Annotated in this window: 17 protein-coding genes and 1 pseudogene; 10 read left to right on the top strand and 8 right to left on the bottom strand. The window is 45.2% G+C overall.

Annotation, left to right across the window (positions count from 1 at the left end; translation table 11 throughout):
* Positions 1-2 precede the first annotated feature (2 nt).
* From AC6I8R_RS26645 to AC6I8R_RS26620, 6 genes are all read left to right on the top strand, one after another.
* Positions 3-1,214 (top strand): putative phage tail protein, encoded by a 1,212-nt coding sequence (locus AC6I8R_RS26645; protein WP_497833386.1) that lies wholly within the window; start codon positions 3-5, stop codon positions 1,212-1,214.
* Positions 1,205-1,675, top strand: coding sequence for a hypothetical protein (locus tag AC6I8R_RS26640; RefSeq protein WP_497833385.1), 471 nt, complete (start codon positions 1,205-1,207; stop codon positions 1,673-1,675). The genes AC6I8R_RS26645 and AC6I8R_RS26640 overlap by 10 nt, the downstream gene beginning before the upstream one ends.
* A 34-nt stretch (positions 1,676-1,709) precedes the next feature.
* Positions 1,710-3,116 (top strand): mannose-1-phosphate guanylyltransferase/mannose-6-phosphate isomerase, encoded by a 1,407-nt coding sequence (locus AC6I8R_RS26635; protein WP_497833384.1) that lies wholly within the window; start codon positions 1,710-1,712, stop codon positions 3,114-3,116.
* A 12-nt stretch (positions 3,117-3,128) separates the two neighbouring features.
* The gene (locus tag AC6I8R_RS26630) at positions 3,129-4,505 is read left to right on the top strand and encodes a phosphohexomutase domain-containing protein (protein WP_497833383.1); all 1,377 of its coding nucleotides are present in this window, start codon (positions 3,129-3,131) and stop codon (positions 4,503-4,505) included.
* Positions 4,506-4,642: 137 nt separating this feature from the next.
* Positions 4,643-6,040 (top strand): undecaprenyl-phosphate glucose phosphotransferase, encoded by a 1,398-nt coding sequence (wcaJ, locus tag AC6I8R_RS26625; protein WP_021185377.1) that lies wholly within the window; start codon positions 4,643-4,645, stop codon positions 6,038-6,040.
* Positions 6,041-6,282: 242 nt separating this feature from the next.
* The gene (locus AC6I8R_RS26620) at positions 6,283-6,807 is read left to right on the top strand and encodes a hypothetical protein (RefSeq protein ID WP_036627048.1); all 525 of its coding nucleotides are present in this window, start codon (positions 6,283-6,285) and stop codon (positions 6,805-6,807) included.
* A gap of 95 nt (positions 6,808-6,902) precedes the next feature.
* Here AC6I8R_RS26620 and AC6I8R_RS26615 read toward each other — a convergent pair whose 3' ends face one another.
* Positions 6,903-7,895, bottom strand: a complete 993-nt coding sequence (locus tag AC6I8R_RS26615) for a sugar phosphate isomerase/epimerase family protein (protein ID WP_497833382.1) — start codon at positions 7,893-7,895, stop codon at positions 6,903-6,905.
* Between the two features lie 561 nt (positions 7,896-8,456).
* Here AC6I8R_RS26615 and AC6I8R_RS26610 point away from each other — a divergent pair.
* The gene (locus AC6I8R_RS26610) at positions 8,457-9,914 is read left to right on the top strand and encodes a hypothetical protein (protein ID WP_497833381.1); all 1,458 of its coding nucleotides are present in this window, start codon (positions 8,457-8,459) and stop codon (positions 9,912-9,914) included.
* A gap of 1 nt (position 9,915) precedes the next feature.
* Here AC6I8R_RS26610 and pckA read toward each other — a convergent pair whose 3' ends face one another.
* The gene (pckA, locus tag AC6I8R_RS26605) at positions 9,916-11,535 is read right to left on the bottom strand and encodes a phosphoenolpyruvate carboxykinase (ATP) (RefSeq protein WP_497833380.1); all 1,620 of its coding nucleotides are present in this window, start codon (positions 11,533-11,535) and stop codon (positions 9,916-9,918) included.
* 217 nt (positions 11,536-11,752) lie between these two features.
* On the opposite strand from pckA, the gene AC6I8R_RS26600 reads away from it, so the two are divergent.
* Positions 11,753-12,646: a LysR substrate-binding domain-containing protein gene (locus AC6I8R_RS26600; protein ID WP_021185381.1), complete on the top strand. Its 894-nt coding sequence runs from the start codon at positions 11,753-11,755 to the stop codon at positions 12,644-12,646.
* Here the strand turns inward: AC6I8R_RS26600 and AC6I8R_RS26595 are convergent.
* The 5 genes and pseudogenes from AC6I8R_RS26595 to AC6I8R_RS26575 form a co-directional block, all read right to left on the bottom strand.
* A pseudogene (locus tag AC6I8R_RS26595) lies at positions 12,643-13,402 on the bottom strand (Fic/DOC family protein). The gene AC6I8R_RS26600 and the pseudogene AC6I8R_RS26595 overlap by 4 nt on opposite strands.
* Positions 13,399-13,662, bottom strand: coding sequence for a hypothetical protein (locus AC6I8R_RS26590; RefSeq protein WP_497833379.1), 264 nt, complete (start codon positions 13,660-13,662; stop codon positions 13,399-13,401). The pseudogene AC6I8R_RS26595 and the gene AC6I8R_RS26590 overlap by 4 nt, the downstream one beginning before the upstream one ends.
* A gap of 128 nt (positions 13,663-13,790) precedes the next feature.
* Positions 13,791-14,666, bottom strand: a complete 876-nt coding sequence (locus AC6I8R_RS26585; RefSeq protein ID WP_497833378.1) for an MBL fold metallo-hydrolase — start codon at positions 14,664-14,666, stop codon at positions 13,791-13,793.
* A gap of 26 nt (positions 14,667-14,692) precedes the next feature.
* Positions 14,693-15,682 (bottom strand): zinc-dependent alcohol dehydrogenase family protein, encoded by a 990-nt coding sequence (locus AC6I8R_RS26580; RefSeq protein ID WP_497833377.1) that lies wholly within the window; start codon positions 15,680-15,682, stop codon positions 14,693-14,695.
* Between the two features lie 85 nt (positions 15,683-15,767).
* Complete coding sequence (locus AC6I8R_RS26575; RefSeq protein WP_497833376.1) at positions 15,768-16,685, bottom strand: LysR family transcriptional regulator; 918 nt, start codon at positions 16,683-16,685, stop codon at positions 15,768-15,770.
* 131 nt (positions 16,686-16,816) lie between these two features.
* Here AC6I8R_RS26575 and AC6I8R_RS26570 point away from each other — a divergent pair, with 131 nt between their 5' ends.
* Positions 16,817-17,029, top strand: coding sequence for a hypothetical protein (locus tag AC6I8R_RS26570; protein WP_497833375.1), 213 nt, complete (start codon positions 16,817-16,819; stop codon positions 17,027-17,029).
* A 60-nt stretch (positions 17,030-17,089) separates the two neighbouring features.
* Positions 17,090-17,296, top strand: coding sequence for a hypothetical protein (locus AC6I8R_RS26565; RefSeq protein WP_497833374.1), 207 nt, complete (start codon positions 17,090-17,092; stop codon positions 17,294-17,296).
* 46 nt (positions 17,297-17,342) lie between these two features.
* Here the strand turns inward: AC6I8R_RS26565 and AC6I8R_RS26560 are convergent, their stop codons facing one another.
* Complete coding sequence (locus tag AC6I8R_RS26560) at positions 17,343-17,795, bottom strand: hypothetical protein (protein ID WP_497833373.1); 453 nt, start codon at positions 17,793-17,795, stop codon at positions 17,343-17,345.
* Between the last annotated feature and the right edge of the window lie 25 nt (positions 17,796-17,820).

The raw sequence follows: 17,820 nt of genomic DNA, 5'->3' as shown, positions 1-17,820 counted from the left end.
TTATGGAACGTAGAAAGGCTTTCTTGAAAGGTGCTGCTGCAGTGGCTGCAGTCTTTGGCGTGTTAAGAACGTCGGCATCTGATTCTTCTGTTCAGCCATCATTACATCATGATTTAGAGATAAAAAAAGAAATAAAATATGTTTTTTTTAATAATATTGATGAGTTGAGAACATTTGAACCTTCAGGTGAAAGAGTCCAGGTTGTTCTTAATGAATATCGGAATGGTAGTGGAAAGGGAGGGGGTGTTTTCTACTATGATAAAAATGACAAGGTGAGTAAGGATGATAATGGAACAGTTATAGTAATTAATAATAAAAGATGGAAGAGGAAATTTGACGGGAACTATCGTCCGGAGTTTTTCGGTGCCATTGGAGATGGTATAACGGATGATACTAAAGCATTACAGAAAGCGCTAGATGCTGCCATAAATCACAAATTGATCCTTTCTTCATGTATTTACAGATCAAGAAACCTTTATATTAATGGACCGTTAATCATTCAAGGTGCTGGCAGAAGGGTCGAAGCGGCCTTGGTTCCCCTTCCAGATACATCAGGGAATTTTATCTCAATTAACTGCCTTGAGTCACCAACCTTCTATGACCTCACTATTTCAGCCAGAGCAATTAGCCTGGAAAATAAACTAACGGGAGTATTCATATCGTCGAACAATACCAAGAAATACTCCCCATCAATCATTATGTATAATTGTAATATCAACAGCTTTACTGGTAATTGTTTATACTCCTCCCATGGCAGACATATGGGTGTCATTGAAAATTGTCAAATTGAGTACTCACATCTGGATTCAGTGGTTATCAATGGTGTTGATTGGAATATTTCGCATAGTTCGATTGGTTACACAAAGAATGGTAATGGAATTGTTATTACACAGCCGACGTATCGAATCGCTAATTGTGATATTTATTTTAACAGTGAAAATGGAGTCTTGCTTCAGAGAAATGCTATAAACGGATATTTTTCTAATAATGTAATTAATAGTAATGGGAAGACGGCTATATCTATAGAGTCTGTTTCTCCTAATACTCAAGGGCATATCATTGCTGGTAATTTTTTCTTCAATAATTCAAGGAAAGTCAGTGGGGTATATTCTAATGTCTTTTTAGCGAAGAACGTTGTTGGTGTTAATCTAAATGGAAATACCCATTATTCTTATTCTAAAAAAGCGAAAGACCCAGATTCCTTTTGGAGTTAAGTGAAGGAGCTGACGCTGAACTTCTGACAGACCTATATGACAACACTAGTTTTAGTAACAAAGTGGTCAGCGTGGCAGATTCAACACTGAATGGAGAGTCTTTGTTCCAGATTTCAAGCAGAAAGAAAATTAAAAAAATTGTTCAATCTGGACGTGGTGATGCTTTCAATGTCACAGATCTTGAGGGTAATGATGTTTTCAAAATTAATTCATTCGGTTCAATATCAATCTATAACAAGTCTAAAAAACCTGTTGTCATTGAGGTTGATCAGAATGCACAAAACCAGATGAATTTAATGTCAGGGTTTTCAGTAGGTGAAAAAGAAACGGAAGGTAATGATGGCTTGTCATATGTGAAAATTGGTCGATTTTTTTTGTGGGATGATTTGGGTGATTCTTTAAGGATAAGTAAATCAGAACCTAAAAACCTGCTAGACGGCATTCAACTTTATAAACTTTAACTTATCGTTCGATAATTAATTCATCGAGGTAAAAATGATACTTCCCGTTGTCATGGCTGGCGGAACAGGTAGTCGTCTTTGGCCTATGTCCAGAGAAACCTATCCTAAACAGTTCCTGCGTCTAAGTGGTGAGTTATCAATGTTGCAGGAAACGATCGTGCGTCTAAATGGCCTTGATACCCACGCTCCGTTGTTAATCTGCAATGAACAGCATCGCTTCTTGGCCGCTGAACAATTAAGACAGATTGATCTACCACATAGCGATATCATTCTTGAACCTGTTGGAAGAAATACTGCACCTGCTATCGCTCTTGCTGCACTTCAGGCCGTTAAGAATAATGACGATCCCCTTTTGCTGGTATTGGCTGCAGATCATGTTATAGAAGATAAGAATGCATTTCATGATGTAATAAAGAAAGCGCTACCCTATGCTCACGACGGGAAATTATGTATTTTCGGTATCGTCCCAACGGCTGCTGAAACGGGTTACGGTTATATCCAACGGGGTGAAATGTATAATGATACTCCAGTTTTTGGTGTTCAGCGGTTTGTAGAAAAACCAAATTTAGAAACAGCTAATGAATACTTTGTTAGTGGAGAGTATTACTGGAATAGCGGCATGTTTCTCTTCAAAGCCAAACGGTATCTCGAAGAATTAGGTAAGTTTCGCCCGGATATTTTAGAAGCCTGTAATAAATCCATGTCGAAACTTAACAGGGATAATTCGCAAGATTTCATTCGTATTGACACCGAGCAATTTAGAACATGTCCGGAAGAGTCAATTGATTATGCTGTTATGGAAAAGACATCCGATGCTGTTGTTATTCCACTTGATGCTGGTTGGAATGATGTTGGCTCGTGGTCAGCCTTATGGGAGGTTAACTCCAGAGATGAACGTGGGAATTGCATAACAGGAGATGTTTTCGTTTCAGATGCTGAGAACTGCTATATAAATACAGATGACACTTTCGTTGCCGCCATTGGAGTTGAGAATTTAGTAATTGTTAATACTAAAGACGCGGTACTTATTATTGATAAGACGAAAGTTCAGGACGTTAAGAAAGTTATTCAACATCTGAAAGTTCACAACAGAAAAGAGTTCAGACTACATCGAGAATCTTATCGCCCCTGGGGCCGCCATGATGAGGTTGTTACCGCTCCGCGATATCACGTTAATCGTGTAACCGTAAAACCAGGTGGGAAGTTTTCATTACAAAAGCATCTGCATCGTGCAGAGCACTGGGTCGTTTTATCCGGGACGGCTGAAGTGACCTTAGATGACAGAGTTTTTTTACTTACAGAGAACCAATCTACTTTTATTCCTCCTGGAGTGGTTCATATGTTGGAAAACCCAGGGAAGATCCCTCTGGAATTACTGGAAATAGAATCAGGTTCTTACCTGGGCGATGACGACATTATCAGATTAAAAGCTCATTACTAAACGAGAATAAAAATGACTAAAAAAATGACTTGTTTTAAAGCGTATGATATCCGCGGAAAACTGGGTGAAGAGTTAAATGAAGATATAGCTTACCGTATCGGCCGAGCATTCGGTGAATATCTTAAACCGGAAACGGTTGTACTCGGTGCAGATGTCCGTTTGACCAGTGAAACGCTCAAATTAGCTTTAGCCAAAGGATTAATGGATTCAGGATCGAATGTTATAGACTTGGGCATGACTGGTACTGAGGAGATCTATTTTGCTACCTCCTGGTTGAAAGCAAGCGGTGGTATTGAAGTTACTGCAAGCCATAACCCGATAGATTACAACGGAATGAAACTTGTCCGAGAGGATTCTAAACCCATCAGTGGTGACACTGGTTTAAACGAAATCCAACGACTGGCTGAGGTAAACAATTTTGCTGACGTGAATCCTTTTCAACGAGGTTCTTATCAGCAACATTCTGTCATGGAATCCTACGTCAACTGCCTTCTTGATTTTGTTGACCTTAAAAACTTCACTCGCCCATTAAAAATTGTTGTAAACAGTGGGAATGGTGCTGCTGGGCAGGTAATTGACGCCCTTGAAGAACGTTTCCAAAAATTCTCAATTCCTGTCGATTTAGTTAAGGTACATCACTCACCCGACGGCACTTTCCCTAATGGGATTCCTAATCCTTTATTGCCAGAATGCCGCCATCATACTAGTGATGCAGTCATTGCCAATCAGGCTGACTTCGGCATTGCTTTTGATGGTGATTTTGACAGATGTTTTTTCTTTGACCACCAAGGCAACTTCATTGAAGGTTACTATATCGTAGGGCTTTTGGCCGCTGCATTCCTGGAGAAAAATCCTGCTGCACGCATTATTCACGACCCCCGTTTAAGCTGGAACACTGTTGACATTGTTACCAGAGCGGGAGGGGTTCCTGTGATGTCGAAAACCGGGCATGCATTCATCAAAGAAAGAATGCGTAGTGAAGATGCCGTATATGGTGGTGAGATGAGTGCTCATCACTATTTCAGAGATTTTGCATATTGCGATAGTGGTATGATTCCCTGGCTTCTGGTTGCTGAATTAGTTTCATTACGTGGTTTATCTTTAAATGCTTTAGTCGAAGAGTGTGTTAATGCTTACCCTGCATCAGGCGAGATTAATAGCACTGTTTCTGATGCTCCTGCTGCAATCAAACGTGTACTGGATCTGTATCAATCAGAGGCCAATGTTGTCGATCATACTGACGGCATAAGTTTGGAGTTTGATGACTGGCGTTTCAATCTACGCAGTTCAAATACTGAACCTGTAGTTCGTCTCAATGTTGAGTCAAGAGGAAAGCCTTCTTTGATGCTTTCTAAAACTGAAGAGATTTTATCTGCGTTACGGCAGTGATAATAATACTAATTGTAAAGTGACACTTCATATTTATCGCGTATTCATTGCACCTATATAAATAGTAAATAGGGTAGGCGTCCTCTTTTTTGTTTTTCCAGTGAGGACGCCATTTAATCACTAATGAGATCCATATCATGACAACATTACAGCATGTAGCTTCCCCCAAACCCAATGTATCATTGATATCTATAGTGCAACGCATATCGGATGTGCTAATCATATTTGTAGGTCTTTATATTGTCACCTCATTTAATAATCAGCCTTTTTCTGCCCAATCGCAGCTAATCGCGATGGCTGGTATTTTTATCTTCCAGACGATAAGCGGAATCACTGACTTTTATCGTTCATGGAGAGGAGTGTCTATATCACTAGAGATTTTTACTGTTTTGAGAAATTGGTTGTTAACATTAAGTTTTACATGGTTTATTAGCAGGCAAGTACCTACTTCTTCTTTTTTAAATCTTCTTTTCGCACATTGGTTTATTTTAGTTTCTGTCGCATTTGTTGCAAGTCGTACTGGTATTCGTTTACTGGCAGGTATGCTAAGAAAATATGGATATAACACGCGACGTGTTTGCATTGCCGGTAGCATGCCTGCTGGTATCGCGTTACTAAAAAGTTTCGAAAAATCACCATGGCTCGGCTTCGTTGTAAAAGGTGTTTATGATGATGCTTTCTCGAATAACCTTGATGGTGTCCCTTATGCCGGCAACATCTCTAGTTTGGTAAATGATGCGCGTGAAGGGAAAGTTGATCGTGTTTATATTGCAATGAACATGAAAGATGAAGCTCGTATCAGTGAGTTGGTGAGACAGTTGACAGATACGACTTGCTCTGTTTTATTGGTACCTGATGTATTTACTTTCAATATTCTGCAATCGCGTACAGAAGAAATTAATGGTGTTCCTGTTGTGCCATTGTTCGATACACCTTTTATAGGAATCAATCGTATTTTTAAGAGAGTTGAAGATATTCTGGTGTCTGGATTTGTTTTGCTTCTTATTTCACCTGTTTTATTAACTATAGCTTGTGCCGTCAAGTTAACGTCTCCAGGCCCTGTTATTTTCCGACAGACTCGTTATGGAATGGATGGCAAACCAATATCAGTATGGAAGTTTCGTTCTATGTCTGTAATGGAAAATGGTAGCGCTGTTACACAGGCAACAAAAAATGATCTCCGTGTTACACCTATTGGTCGTTTCTTGCGCAATACCTCGTTGGACGAATTACCGCAATTTTTCAACGTATTTTTTGGTCACATGTCTGTAGTTGGTCCACGGCCACATGCTGTTGCGCATAATGAGCAGTATCGTTTTCTTATTCAGGGGTATATGTTGCGTCATAAAGTTAAGCCTGGTATTACTGGACTTGCTCAAATAAAGGGATGGCGTGGCGAAACTGATACTCTTGAGAAAATGCAGAAACGAATTGACTTTGATCTTGAGTATATTCGTATGTGGAGTGTCTGGGTAGATTTGAAAATAATCTTTCTGACTATATTCAAAGGGTTTATCAATAAGGCAGCTTATTAATCATGCCGAAACATTACTTGATGTGAGGTGATATCATGTCAAATCTACGTGCCTGGTCATTAGTTGTGGGGTTTTGTGCCACAGTTTGGTTTACATTAATAGTATTGCTCTTAACAGGTTTGCATTACTTATAAGTATGGCTATTTGCAAATTTACTTCGAATTTTACAGGTGATCAGTATTACCAATTACAACTGATTAGCTGAATTTTTATCTCGCAATGATATATTCAATGGTGACATTGTGATAAAAAAAGATCTATTTCTCATGCAGCTACATAATAAGTTTATAGGATCTGCAATTGATGGCTTGTTGCAAAGTATCAATCGCCCAAGACAATTTTATATTGTTTGTGATATTCATCATTTTTTGGTTTTATTGAGTCGTGGTGATGTCAATTCCAGAACAAAGAATGTTGTCTTGATTTTCAATAATGAACTGGAAGTTTTCATTCTTCAGTCAATCTGTAATGTTTCTTTTTTCGCTCTTGATGTGCGGAGTTATGATATATTCGATTTTTTTAAAGGTACCAAGGAATTCAAGAAAGTAAAACCCTTCAAGGAAAAAGACGACAGCGCAAGAATGCGTGTTTTTCTGCTTATTCTTCGCGGCTGGGACGATGAACGAATTTGCGAGACATTACTCATTACACTTAAAAAATTACGAGAGTACAAATCACAGCTCACCTATACTTTCTTTGAAAAAAGAAGAAACCTGTTTTATCTGACTCTTAACGGCTTTCTACAGACGGAAGTCATGGCAGCATAATGAGTATGGCAGGCGGCTCTTAGTAGCCGCCTGCTCACCAGTCAAGGATTCTATGTCGTAAACCGCTTCTTCTTGGTAATAAAACTGTTACTTCATCACTCCTCAATAGCCGTCAGCAACGCATTCTGAATAATCCTCTGCGCCAGCAGCGGATTCTGTTCCACCTGCGCATCCTGCAACGCGACAATATCTAACTTATCCAACGCACGATACACATGCTTCAGGAACCGAATCGACAGGTTAGCTGCTTCCACATTATCCTCGCGGAACGGGAACTGATCCAACTGCCAGACACCCTGCCAGTTATTGATCTTCAATACGTAGAAGAACTCGAAGATCTCGGTCATATGCACCGTTCCCACCACCAGGTCATCATCCCAGCCACGTAGGTTATCGTTCACATCCATGCCGAACAGGCGGCCATGATCGATAATCAGTTGCGCGGAACCGGCAGGGGATTCTCCGGCAAATAAGGCATGACCGAAATCCAGCAGGATACCCACATTATCCAGCCCCATTTCCTCAATACCCAGTAATGTACGTGCAGCTGAGTCCCAGGTCATTTTTACCCGAGGTTCACGCGGTTTGTATTCAATGGCAAATTTAACATCCGGGTTCGCACTCGCCAGCTCGCGCATGCCATCAACCGCCAGTCGCCAGAGATTTTTATGGTCGACCTGGAATGGATAATCCCAACCATCCTGACCTGGCCAAACCTTGACATAGTTAGCCCCCAATTCGCGTACCACACTGGCGGCTTCATGCATCAGTTCAAATGCCTGTTTGCGCAAAGTCGGATCCGGATTGGTAAATGCACCCCGTGAAAAACGACGTAAGTAGATCTCCGGGGTAACCCCGATAGCTTTTAAGCCTGCGTCCGCCAGGGCCTGTTTGACATCGCTGACACTGACACCTTCGGTAAAGGGATAGGGGACATCAACATACGAAAGATCTTCTACTGTACCAGCGATGCGAATCTGTTCCAGCGTACTCAGCGCGGGTCCATAACCATCCACCGCATAGCGGTCAACATAGTTAGCGAAGTGCCACAAGCCCGCGCCAAATTTTGGGTAGTTCCAGGTACTCATAAGATGTTCTCCTTAAACCACGGCTATGATGCGAATGCCGATGTCCGGCTTACACGCCGATCCATGCGGCTCGTCGAAGAATCCTGTACTGCATGAATATATATTCAGATAGGTATATATATTCCATTGTGTGAGATCCAGGCACCTGCCTGCTAGTGTGATAATGCGAATTTGTCGTGGGAATCACAAAAAAGGTCTGATTCACATCTTTTCAGATAACTTTCATGGTGCAAGAGCGCCGTAGGTTGACGTTCGTACTCCTGATTAGATCAGCGGCTAATAGGAGAGTCTAAAGAACTGAAAAGGTGGAAAATTACTCTTAATAACGCAAGTCTTAACATCTAATATCATGAATATACATATCTTGCTGTTGCGCCTGTCATGATGTTATTCATCATGCGGCTCTCTTCAGTACTGAGTTATTACCGTAGTTGAGAAAGATTATCGGGTATGTGCACTATAATAAGTACGCTATTCGAGAGTGTATCTCTTCTTTCACGAAATAAGTTTTCCGCGTTCCGCGTTTTAATATTTGGCGTCTCGGCTTTCAATGGGGTTTTTATGATCAGAATGCCTACATCAAATGTCGTTCCAGGCGCGTCGGCGACCCTGTCAACGGTAACTCCTCTTCAGTTACCCTTACAGCAGATAACGGTATCGCAAAGTTCTACGACGATATCTTCTGTAATTTACACCAGCGCATCGGAACTTGATGATATTATCATACAAAAATTTAAATTGCTGAGTAATCCCCTGACCCAAACTGAAGCGTTACAGGACATCATTTTCCATTGCGATGACTGTATATTAACCGTGCCGAAAATAAAAAAATTTATTTATAAAATGAATTGCCGTGGTTTGATAGTTAATCAGCAAGTTATCGAGGAGATTGTTTCGTTTAAACACAAGCGCGTTGATGAAGATTTTGTTGGAATATACAATAACATCACGAATACGTATCCTGAACTGGATCAGAGAAGAACCATGTTTCTTATGGCAGAGAAGTTAATTGAAAAAAATATCATGCTCACCCCTTCTGCCTGGCAGCAAAAGCTAAAAGCATGTGGCACGAATATACCTCATTTTAATTTTCTCAGTACTTGCTGGAGTATCGCTGACGCCGATATTACAACGGACATGGGTCTTTGGATACAACACAATCAGCCCGGAAAATTGGTCCGCAAGGTGGCTCAACAATTTGAATGGCTTGCAAAGCTTCTGAAAGCGTTTCCGGATGAGCACTTAACCTGGCACCAACTGACAAAAGCCGCCTTTTGGGCTGGTATCAATCCACAAGAGAAAGTTGTCCGTGAGGTAATAAAATATGCAAACGCTGAAAAAGCTCGGCTTATGGCTGCGCCAGCCTGTGACCATGAGAGGTCCCTGATGGAGGTGCGTTTTCCGTCGGCAACCATAACAACGGACTCATGTTTACCCTTTATCTCGCAGTTACCCGTATATTTGCCACCAGTTGACAGTGCTGTTCTTCCTGGCTCGGATCAGATTTTGTTGTGCTGGGAGTGCGTGAAGAAACGCTGCCATCTGTTACAGAAGTTGTTAAATATTATTATTAGCGATGAAATCAAATGGCTGATGTTAATTCATGAAGTGCAGTTACTTGCGCCTGATAAGGATAGACTCAGTTTAGAAAAGATCACCACGTCGCTGGTTGAGCATATTTACGCAGGGGAGTTAAACGGGGCTGCGGCTAAAGCGGCATGGGATGCCAGCAAAGCTGATTTGTCAAAGCTGGATCAGTCGATGTGTTCCGCATTTTTGCGCACAATCGATGTTAAGTCGGAGGCTGAAACAAGGGATAGCATCAGGACATTGTTTATTAGGTTTCCCTGGTTAAGGAATGAATCACCGGGAACGTTAATGCTGTTGTTGTATCGATACGAGATGTTGACGCATTCCGTCTCGCTGCTGAATTCCGTGAAGTACGAGCTGAACGACAACCCTCAACTATTACGGCAGCGTGACCCGTCATCTGCAAGCGCAGTGACGGGTCACAGATAAATTACGCCAGGTTTGGACCCGCCAGTGCAATACGGGCACCTTCCGGGGTTTGCGCATATTGACTGAAGTTAGCAACAAACAGGCTCGCGAGTTTGTCTGCTGCATCGTGCCATTGTTCCGCGCTTGCCCAGCCGTTGCGTGGGTCAAGCTGGTGAGACTCCACCTCTGGCACAGCATCCGGGATCAGCAGGCCAAATACCGGCAGCGTGTTATCACCGAGAACGATACTGTCGTCCAGAATGCCCCGAATAATATTGCGGGTATCACGCAGAGAAAGTCGTTTACCTTCGCCATTCCAGCCGGTGTTGACCAACCAGGCTTCAGCACCACTTTCCGCCATTTTCTCCGCCAGCACTTCCGCGTACTGCGTTGGATGCAACATCAGGAAGGCGGCACCATAACAGGCAGAAAAGGTTGGTGTAGGTTGGGTAATGCCACGTTCCGTCCCGGCCAGTTTAGAGGTAAAACCAGACAGGAAGTGGTATTTCATCTGGTCGGTCGTCAGGCGTGATACGGGCGGTAACACACCAAAACCGTCTGCCGCGAGGAAAATCACTTTGGATGGATTGCCCGCACGGGAAACCGGTTTAACGATATTTTCAATATGTGCCAGCGGGTATGAAACACGGGTGTTCTCGGTTTTGCTGCCGTCGGCATAATCGACTGAACCATCTTCACGCACCACCACGTTTTCCAGTAACGCATCGCGACGAATAGCACGGTAAATTTCTGGCTCTGCCGCTTCACTCAGATTGATGGTTTTGGCATAGCAGCCGCCTTCAAAGTTAAAGACACCTTCGTTATCCCAGCCATGCTCATCATCACCAATCAGCTCGCGCAGCGGATCGGTGGAGAGGGTGGTTTTACCGGTGCCGGAAAGACCGAAGAACAACGCCACATCGCCCGCTGCTCCACGGTTGGCAGAGCAGTGCATAGAGGCGATACCACGCTGCGGCAGAAAATAGTTCATCACCGAGAACAGGCCTTTCTTCATTTCTCCGCCGTACCAGGTACCGCCGATCAGCTGCATCTTTTCGGTCAGGTTAAATGCGACGAAATTTTCAGAGTTGAGACCCTGCGTCTGCCAGTTCGGATTGGTGCATTTTGACCCGTTCATCACAATAAAATCAGGTTCAAAATTTTCCAGCTCTTCCGCTACAGGCGGGATAAACATGTTTTTCACAAAGTGAGCCTGCCAGGCTACCTCGGTAATAAAGCGCACCGCCAGTCTTGAGTCATTGCTGGCACCACACCAGGCGTCCACCACGTAAAGTTGCTTGCCAGATAACTGGTTTGATACCAGATGACGCAGCTCAGCCCACACCGACGGGGAAAGTGGTTTGTTATCATTACGGCCAGTACCCGCATCAGACCACCAAACGGTATCTCTGGTTAGCTCATCACGGACAATATATTTGTCCTTCGGCGAGCGGCCGGTAAATTCACCGGTATCGACCGCGACCGCCCCGGAAGCAGTCATGATGCCGCGTTCATAGCCGTTAAGCGTTGCCGAGGTTTCATGTGCGATAAGCAGGTCATAATCGGGGTTGTAGATCACTTCGCTTACGCGGGTGATCCCTAAATCTGACAGGGCTGTTTTAATCTTCTCAGAGCTGGACATGTTATACCTGACTGATTGCTGGCTGAATATTGGGCTGCATAGCACTGCGGCCGATAGTTTGTTTGATAGTTAACTGAGCTGTTAATGAAATGGCGAAGTTCAGTTATGCAACTGTTCAGGATACTAGCACCAACATTCAGATGCATTGATTGCATAATTTCTATATGCCATGCATAATTTGCATGGCGACAAATAAGATTTTGTGAGAATCAGCACGATGGTCAGTAATCTGGAAGTGAAGTGGTTTTATGATGTTATCGCTCTGGAAGAGACGCGGAGCTTCACGTTAGCCGCTGAAAAGCGCAACATTTCCCAGTCTTCATTCAGCCGTCGTATTCAGTCGCTGGAATCAGCGATTGGCTTCGCCATTTTCGACCGCAGCGTTAATCCATTGCAGCTTACCCGGCAGGGTAAAAGTTTTGTCGGCTACGCGCGCAATATGCTGGATGATATGGATTACCAACTGAATCGGATCAAAGGACTGGACAATTTCCGTCAGAGTATCAAATTCGACGCCGCTCCCTCACTGTCGGTTTTGTTGCTTCCGACGTTAATTGCCGGTTTTGCCGATAGCGCTGAAAGGATTCACTATGTTGAATCCATCAACGTGGATGAGGCGGTATATAACCTCAAAGAAGGGAAAAGCGACTTTATTCTCACCTTCTACAACGAAGAGTTTATGAATTACCCCTTTATCCACCACAAAATATTCGATTCATTTTTGCATCTGGTTTCACCCTGTGATGTCGATGGCAGACCGTTGTTTCGGCTCAACGACGGCGGGTTGCCATTGATGAAATATGCCAACGACAGTTATATGGGCCGTCAGGTGAATCAGGTGATCGATAAAATCCCTGACAATACCTTTACCCTCAGCTTCGTCTCCTCGATGAGTGAGTTGCTTAAACGTATGATTGTAAACGGACATGGGGTGGGGTGGTTGCCGCAATATTCGATTCAGCGTGAACTGCGTGAGGGCAAGCTGATGATTCTGGATGGCACCTTGTCGTTACCGATCTCGGCCTATGTGTATCGGTCGGGCGCGAGGCTGAATCTGGCAGCGGAACGTTTTTGGCAACATATTAAATCGCAGAATATCCGGGTAAATTAATCATTGTCGTATTTTTTTACACGATATGAGAAATATGACTCCTCTTTATATATTCGTTGTACTTCAGGATTATCCAGGCTCTCATACGTCACATCATCTTTATCGAGGCCGTCTAATCCTTTTATTCCGCCAATCATTTTAGGCCAATCATTTCGGCTTGAAATTTCAACGATTAATGGATTCAAATATTTATCAAGATGGCCTTTGGAAGGCTCCGCTATTTCTTCACTAAGCGCACTTAGATATTCATCTTTGTTGGTCTTCCCCCAATCTATTGAGAAGCCAGCCCGATATGAAAGTTCCATAAAAACAAGAAGTAATGTTCGCCCATTGCCATCGAGAAAGGGATGTGCAAAAGCAAATGCCCCCATCACTTCCCTTGGCTTATCTTTAAAACAATCTTGATTTGAAGCCAGGCGTAAAGCGTAGTCAATTGCAGGTCGGATATAATGGGGGGTGTTCGAAAGTGGTATGTCGAGGATTTTCTGGCGAACCTTTAAAAACTGCCAGATGAGGAACTAATGCATTTCTGTCTTTACCCGCCCAAGGGTAAAAGCCAGAAAACAGGATCTCATGAACCTTCAGTACGTCGTCATAATCAATGACTTCGAGACTGGCCAGGTAATCCAGCGCATCTTCAATACTTGATTCAAAAGCCAGATGTTCTGACTCCTTAACTTCATTTGGATTTTTCAATCCTAACGAGTTCTGTAAGTAACCAGCAGTGTTGAAATCACCAAAAGGATCAAATGTCATGCATTCAGATTCTTATCAGCATCTCTTTTTTCTCTGAGATAATCTGCCTGGATGGAAAGGATCTCCGATTTTGTGAGGACGCCTTTACGTTTTAAATTCACAAGCATCTGTTCCACGGTGTCCAGTTCGACAGTATCACCAGCAAGACGTGTTATCGCTGCAGCCATTCTGCTGGTATCGTCGCGACTTGCAGAAACATGGTGAGCAGCTGCAAGGTTACGTACTTTATTTTCTACAGTTAAGTAAGCTGTTTTAGGCATGAGCAAGACCCTCTGGTATCGTGATAATTTTAACATGCCCCAGCTGGACTGTCTTTAAAATTGGGCAATTACGCAATCCTTACGGATATGTGATTGTAGCGGCGCGATTTATCGCGCCACCCATTTATTTAAATCACCGGTGACCAGAGGTCATAGTTGAGTGCGAAGCTATTGCCCTCGCGTACCACCTTACCGGTAGTTGGCAAGTTAAAATGCATTCCGCTGACGGCAAGGTTGTCACTGGCGGCGCGATCCAGCAGTTGGCTGCGAACCTGCGCGGCAGCGGCGGGATCGCTGTCAAACGCGATGGTGACCTCAGGTTGTGTTACCTGGATATGCGGGAAATGCACAATATCCCCCCAAATCAACAATGATGCTTTCTCATCGCCGAGCAGATAGCCGCTGTGTCCCGGTGTATGCCCAAACAGCGGTACGGTCTGAATGCCCGGTAAAATCGCTTCCTCGCGGAAAGGCACCAACTGTTGATGGTAAGCACCAAACGCATTACGCGCCAGCTCAAAATAGGGACGAAACCCATCCGGGGCGCTGGCCGCAATGGTTTCATCACGCCAGAACGCTAACTCCTTTTCATGCACAAACAGCTGCTGCACATTCCGAAATAGCGGCGTCTGCAAAGGCGCCGCGAGCCCGCCAATATGATCAGGATGTGCATGGGTCAGCAAAATGGTGTCAATCTGGAGTGGGTCGATCCCTGCTGCCGCCAGCGCCACCGGCAATCTGCCGCCCCAGCCTTTAATTCCGCCAGCACCGCTGTCGATCAGGATGGTACGCTGCGCGGTCTGAACCACATACACGTTGATGTTGATGCGCGGGGCAATCGGTGCACCGCGTCGCTGGAGTAACGCCTCGGCTTTTGAGCCATCAATGCCTGATAGCAACTCAAAGGAAACATCGAGATAGCCATCACTCAGCATGGTGACGAGCATATCGCCGACTTGTTTACGATTAATTGCCGGTGCCTGCCAGTTCGGTTGCATATTCATTCGGTACTCCCTGATTTCAGTGTTTTTCAGATAGTCACAACAATCTTGCCCACCTGGCCGTTCGCTTCCATATAGCGATGGGCTTCTGCAATCTCATCGAGACTGAAGGTTTTATCGATCAACGGTTGCAGCTTGCCGCTACGTAACCCCTCAAGCACGAAGGATTTTGCACGCGCCAGTCTTTCTGCATCAGTCGTGATTTCAAACAATTCATAGCCGCGCAGCGTGAGGTGTTTACCGAGAATATCAAATACCGGGACAACCATATCGCGACTGTCGAGTGCCCCATACTGGAAAAACATCCCCTGGGGTGCCATCACCTGAGTCAGTTTTGCCACATCCGGGCCACCGACAGGATCAAAAACGATGTGCGCCCCCTGTCCTGCGGTGGCCTGCTGGAGTTCCGCTACCATATCCTGCTCGGCGGTAGCGATCACAGCCGCCGCACCTGCCCTTAACAACATCTCTCGTTTTTCGCTGGTACGGGTCAGGGCGATCGGTTTCGCTCCGAGCATGTTGCAAATCTGGAATGCTGCCAGCCCGACGCTGCTGGATGCCGCACGAATAATGACGTTCTGGCCCGCCTGCACATTACCGAATTCCACCAGCGCACCATAGGCAGTGACATACATCATCCAACTGGCTGCTGCGGTGGTAAAAGAGAGATTCTCCGGGTGTTTTACCAGGGCGTGAACCGGGGCATTGACGACCTCGCCATACATACCATATTCGTTGAACATGAAAGAAGGTATGACGCTGACCGCATCACCTGGGTGAAATTCCGTGACGTTGTCACCAGTAGTCGTAACCACACCTGCGGCTTCATAGCCAAGGCGGGCCGGGAACACCGGATCAATAACGTACTGACCGTTGCGATACATGATCTCGGCGCGGTTCAGCCCAATCGCATGAACACGAATTTGCACCTCATCAGCAGCGGGAGCGGGGACCTGCTCATTAACGATTTCCAGCACCTCCGGTCCCCCGGTGCGGTTAAACCTGACAACTTTAGACATTTTCAGACCTCGTATTTAAGTGGCGTAGCAAATGACTCTACGGGGTGACTGACGTGGCAAAAATAGTTGTTCGGGAACTTCAGTGTTATTGGTTTGGTAACAATCCGCGTTGTTGGGTGAACAATTCACTGAACCAGTCGATAAAGACGCGCACTTTGGGGGCAAGATGGCGTTTGTCCGGATACATAATCGACACCGGTTTAGCAACGGAAGGATAATGCGGCAGTACGACCTTTAACGCCCCTGATGCAATATGCGGAGCCAGCGCGATACAACTGGCCTGAATGACTCCCAACCCCGCCAGCGCGCACGACAGCAAAATATCCGAGTTGTCTACCAACAGGTTGCTGGTGGGGCGATACGCGACTTCTTCACCCTCAACGATAAATCTCCACGCCATCACTTCGCGGCTATTTTCGCTGAAGAAATTCACCGCCTGATGTTGTGCCAGATCATCAAGCGTGTGTGGATGTCCGTGCTGTTGCAGGTAAGCAGGTGCGGCACAGGTCACCATCTTGATCTCACCCAGTCGTCTGGCGATAAAACTGGAATCCTGTAGTTCGCCAAGGCGAATCACACAATCGACGCCTTCGGCGATCAAGTCACTCCTTTTGTCTGACGATCCCAGTACCACCTCAATCTCAGGGTAGCGGCTGATGAAGTTCGGCAGATGGGGGATGAGCAGCGTGTGGGCCAGCGCGAGCGGGACATCCAGCCGGAGTCGACCACGAGGTGGTTGAGTGGCAGAGAAACTGGACATCATATCGTCCACATCGGTCAGCAGCAGTTTGGCGCGCTGATAGAACGCATCACCTTCGTCGGTGACGTTGAGTTTACGGGTGGTACGATGTAGCAGCTTTACCCCAAGTTCAGCTTCCAACTGCTGAATCGCTTTACTCACCGCCGGCCGGTGTAATTGCAGAACATCGGCCGCTTTGGTGAAGCTGCCCAGTTCCACCACCTGAGTAAAGATCTGGATAAAGTCGATCATATTGGCACGCATGATTTAGCCTGGTCCTTGTGCGCTCAGCATTTGTCGCAATCTGGTGTTCACTTTGCCTCACTTCACGTTTTTGTCAGCCAGGCGTTGGGTAAATTCTGGGTGAACCAGAATCTCTGATAAGGGTATGTAAAATGAAAAAAGTAACATTTAGCGCCCGTCCAAATCCAGCAGGGGTAACTAAAGCGATCCTTTCTGTGATGGCGGCAGAAGGTTGGGAATTACTCGATGCGCAACATGCAGCTGAACCAGGCGAGATTGGTCAGTTAGATGATGTGACGGCGGAAAGGCTGAGAAAAGCCATTGAGGATGCGGCGGGGGATAAAGTGATAATCGAGGAAGAGTAAACTGATGCGGCTTTCTGTTATTCAGCGAAAGTCGCATCAACCTTCAGGGAGAACGAAACAATGGCAACCGTCACATGGGACATCACGTCCAATAAATTTCCTGTAGTGGTGATAAAAAAAGTGCGAGAAATTCTCGGCTGGGATATGGCAGTCACTAAGCATGCTGTAGATATTGGCAAAATTGAGAACATTGACGAGGCGAAAGCGCACCAAATTGCCGATGTGCATAAAGAAGAAGGGATAACAGATATAAAAATCTCTGATTGATCTCCGTCTCCTCTCCCTGACGACAGGTCAGGGAGAGGGCTGATCACTACGGCTTCACGCGATATTGCACGGTATAATCCCCGTTGGCCGGTACCCACAGCATATTGCGGTAATAGCTGGCAGGGAAGCTCAGTTCATCGGCATGCAACCTTTCACCGGCAGCAATCGGCAGATTCAGCAGGTTAGCCTGCTGATTGATAAACTGTGCCATATCGGCTGGCCATAAATACTGGCTGCCCCGCGTGACTTTAAACACCGGCAGTGGACGTTTGCTCCCATCCGGTTGCGTTACCGTCACGTCAATTTCGGTTCCAGGTGCCAAATCACGCTCTGCCGTAATACCGGGTTGTGCCGTATTCAGTTTCCACGCAGAGACGATCTCCGGCTGGGGGGTGACCTGCTGTTCCAGGTTAAAGCCTTCGTCAACGGCGGTGGGTTGAAATGCCGTGATAATGGATTGTGTGCCAGCAAAAGATGATGAGAGCGTGGCCTGAGCCATATTAAGGTTTGCGATTTGGAACGTT

It is taken from the genome of Pantoea sp. X-Soil-OKNW-713 (assembly GCF_059730685.1).
Note: the sequence above shows the minus strand (reverse complement) of the source record. Positions and strands in the feature narration are given on the sequence as shown.